The organism is Aeromonas aquatilis (genome assembly GCF_054052405.1).
On sequence record NZ_JBSTYP010000234.1, the window covers coordinates 1 to 217 of the forward strand.

1 protein-coding gene is annotated in these 217 nt (G+C 50.7%); it reads left to right on the forward strand.

Features of this window, described 5'->3' with window-relative positions; genetic code table 11:
- On the forward strand, positions 1 to 181 hold a 181-nt coding region (locus ACW5W8_RS24165), incomplete at its 5' end, for an IS3 family transposase (protein ID WP_498630949.1).
- Positions 182 to 217: the final 36 nt, after the last annotated feature.

Below are 217 nucleotides of genomic sequence, written 5' to 3' on the forward strand. Positions count from 1 at the left end.
GGGGTCTCTTAAAAATGAACTGGTTCACCACCATAGATTCAAGACGAGAGCGGAGGCCAAGGCAGCGATTCAGGAATACATAGAGATTTTTTACAACCGCCAGCGTCGGCATTCACGACTTGGCAATGTCAGCCCGGCGGAGTTTAACAAGAGGTATTGGAGAACTGCTCAGGCTGCTTGATCCGGGACTGTCCGATCTTGTCAGGACACCTCAATC